The sequence below is a fragment of the Mycobacterium sp. genome (genome assembly GCF_035623875.1).
Lineage (GTDB): Bacteria > Actinomycetota > Actinomycetes > Mycobacteriales > Mycobacteriaceae > Mycobacterium.
This window is the reverse complement of sequence record NZ_DASPSP010000137.1, coordinates 1-2,876: the sequence shown is the minus strand read 5'-3', so window position 1 is coordinate 2,876 and position 2,876 is coordinate 1. Positions and strand designations below refer to the sequence as shown.

At 66.6% G+C, this 2,876-nt stretch carries 3 protein-coding genes and 1 pseudogene; 1 reads left to right on the top strand and 3 read right to left on the bottom strand.

Features of this window, described 5'->3' with window-relative positions; translation table 11 throughout:
• The 3 genes and pseudogenes from VEI45_RS11255 to VEI45_RS11245 form a co-directional block, all read right to left on the bottom strand.
• Positions 1 to 330 (bottom strand): annotated as a pseudogene (locus VEI45_RS11255) (hypothetical protein); the annotation flags it as partial.
• Positions 323 to 1,708, bottom strand: a complete 1,386-nt coding sequence (locus tag VEI45_RS11250) for an ATP-binding protein (RefSeq protein ID WP_324853118.1) — start codon at positions 1,706 to 1,708, stop codon at positions 323 to 325. The pseudogene VEI45_RS11255 and the gene VEI45_RS11250, both read right to left, overlap by 8 nt.
• Before the next feature lie 114 nt (positions 1,709 to 1,822).
• Positions 1,823 to 2,161 (bottom strand): hypothetical protein, encoded by a 339-nt coding sequence (locus VEI45_RS11245; protein ID WP_324853116.1) that lies wholly within the window; start codon positions 2,159 to 2,161, stop codon positions 1,823 to 1,825.
• Positions 2,162 to 2,171: 10 nt separating this feature from the next.
• Between VEI45_RS11245 and VEI45_RS11240 the strand changes: the two genes are divergently transcribed.
• The gene (locus tag VEI45_RS11240) at positions 2,172 to 2,420 is read left to right on the top strand and encodes a hypothetical protein (protein WP_324853114.1); all 249 of its coding nucleotides are present in this window, start codon (positions 2,172 to 2,174) and stop codon (positions 2,418 to 2,420) included.
• The last annotated feature ends 456 nt before the right edge of the window (positions 2,421 to 2,876 follow it).

The window sequence follows — 2,876 nt, the reverse complement described above, 5'->3', positions numbered from 1 at the left end:
CGCGTCGTCGTCCAGCGCGCGGGCAAGTGCCTTGCGCTCGGCCAGCACCGCCTCGTCGAGGAGTTTTTTGATCTCTTGCAAGGTCCCATCTAAGTTATTGCGGCGCAACAGCTCTCGTCGCCGCAGATTGGCCTCTGCGGCCAGCCGGTCGGCTCCGGGCATGTTCTTGGTGCCCCGGCGCAGCAGCTCGGACAGCGCCCGGCGCGGCGAGGTGCCCGCCATGACGTCCTGCCCGATCTGCTCGAGCGCCTCGCGCAGATCCACCGGCGGGGCCAGCGGGTCTGGCCCGCCGGTATACGCCGAGTACCTAGACGAATGCCCTTTAGCCATAGACGGTTTCGCCTTCTCCGGACACCTTGTCAATGCGCTTAGCCAAATACAGGGCCTCCAACGCCAATTCCAGCGCGGCGGCGCGCTCACCCTCGGACTCCGCGCCCAGCCGCCTGGCGACCGCCTCGACGACAGGCAGATCCGGCAGCGCCGCCAGCACATCCTTCGCCGAGACCCGCTCACCCGTCGTCACCGCGGAGCCACCCTCGACTGCGGCCACCAGCGGCCCGACGTCGAGGCCACCGAGCGCCCTGGATGCGGTGTCGGCGGTGGCGCGGCGCAACAGGTGTTCGAGCACGGCCTCCTCGCGTCCTTCCTCCCCGGACTCGAACTCCAACTTGCCACGCAGCACGTCGATCACGGTGCCCAGGTCGACCACCCGGGCCACCGGGTCGGTCTCGCCCAGCACCGCGCCGCGATGCCGTGCGGCGGCCGCAACGGTCTCGGCCGCCGCGATCGCAAACCGCGCCGATACCCCGGAGCGCTGATCGACCGAATTGGACTCCCGCAGGGCGCGGGCGAACCGGGCGATCACCTGGATCAGATGGTCGGGCACCTGGGCGTTCAGGTGCGCCTCTTGGAGGATCACCCCCACCTCGGCGTCGAGTTCCAGCGGGTAGTGCGTCCGGATCTCGGCGCCAAACCGGTCTTTGAGCGGCGTGATGATGCGACCCCGGTTGGTGTAGTCCTCGGGGTTGGCGCTGGCGACCACCAACACGTCCAGCGGCAACCGCAGGGTGTAGCCGCGCACCTGGATGTCGCGCTCCTCCATCACGTTGAGCATCGACACCTGGATGCGCTCGGCCAGGTCGGGCAATTCGTTGACCGCGACGATGCCGCGGTGCGCACGCGGGATCAGGCCGTAGGCAATAGTGTCGGGGTCTCCCAGGCTGCGGCCCTCGGCGACCTTGATCGGGTCGATGTCGCCCACCAGGTCGGCGACGCTGGTGTCCGGGGTGGCCAGCTTCTCGGTGTAGCGCTCGCTGCGGTGCTTCCACTCCACCGGCAGACCATCACCGAGCGTCGCGGCCCGCCGGATCGACTCGGGGGTGATCGGCGAGTAGGGATGCTCGCCGAGTTCGGCGCCGCCGATCACCGGCGTCCACTCGTCGAGCAGGCCGACCAGTGCCCGCAGTAACCGAGTCTTGCCCTGACCGCGCTCACCGAGCAACACAAAGTCGTGGCCGGCGATCAGCGCCCGCTCCAGTTGCGGCAACACCGTGTCGTCGAAGCCCAGGATTCCCGGCCAGATCTCGTCACCTTCGGCCAGCCCGGTCAGCAGGTTTTCCCGGATTTCCTGTTTGACTCCCCGTTCACGGTGCCCGGCGGCACGCAGTTCGCCGACGGTGCGGGGCAAGTGGTTCGGTGCGGTCACCACTCCACGCTACGACGGTCACGCAAATACGGCATCGCTCCCCGTCACCTTCGAACCAGGAAAGGTCGGGCGACCCGCGTGGATTGCCCGACCTTCCGAGGTGAACGTGAGGACCGACTAGCTCAAAGTGGCGGTGGCCTTCTCGTCGCCTTCCTTCCAGGTGACGGTGCCGTGCTCGAACGTCGACTTGTAGGTGCCGTCGGGTTCCTTCGTCTCGTCCGAGGTCGGGTAACCCAGCTTGCCCTGCGAAGCCTGGTTGTCATTCCACGTGTCGCGGATCTTGCCCCACACGAAGTAGACCGGGCCGCCATTCCGATAGATCAGGACGCCATCATCGAACTGCTGGTAGACGCCACTGTTGTCCAAGGTGGGTTTCTGGTTGTCGTACGGGGCGCCCAAGTCCTTCTTTTGCTCGTCGGTGAGCGTGTCCCACTTCGCCAAGATGGGTCCCTCCACCGTGTACTCCGTGCCGTTCTTTCCGGCAATCTGGGTCGAGGTCGGTGCCGCCGCCGCGCTCGTTGACGGCTCCGCGATAGCCGATGACACCGCGGATGACGCGGAGGAAGCCGCAGAACTGGCGGCTTGCCCGGCGTTAGTCGCGTGGTGGCAGCCCACGCCGATCAGCGCGAACGCTGCAATTCCGACCGAGAACGTCGCTGTTCTTTTCGTTATCGCGCGCATTTCTTCCTCTCGAATACCTTTCGAATTGGATTGAGACTCGCCGGGGTCGACGCGCCCTATTCGCGATGCTATGCCCATCCGATCTTGTTGGACGCAAAATCGTCATGACCCACCCCAGCAAATGGTGATGCTTCGCTCAACGGTCGGCCGACGTTCAGGCGCGCGCCATCCAGTGGCCCACGCAACTATCCCGGCGCCTCGCCGCGAAGCTCACAGCCGACGACGGCCAACTACCCGATACCCTCAGTACCGTGAACTCCCCCCCACTGGCCGGATCGTCCTGCGACGGCACACTTCGGGCCTGCCTCATGGCAGTCCAGCTTGCTGGCCCTGCTGTCGGCGATCTTCATTCGCCCGGTGCTGGCCGTACCTACGCTCATCGGCCGCGTTCATCCGCCACGTGACGACCGCCCGCGACGAGGCCAGCGCTTAACCTTCGCGGCCTTCGGCGCCCCTTGGTCAGTGCGCGAAGTGGCGCGCGCCGGTCAGG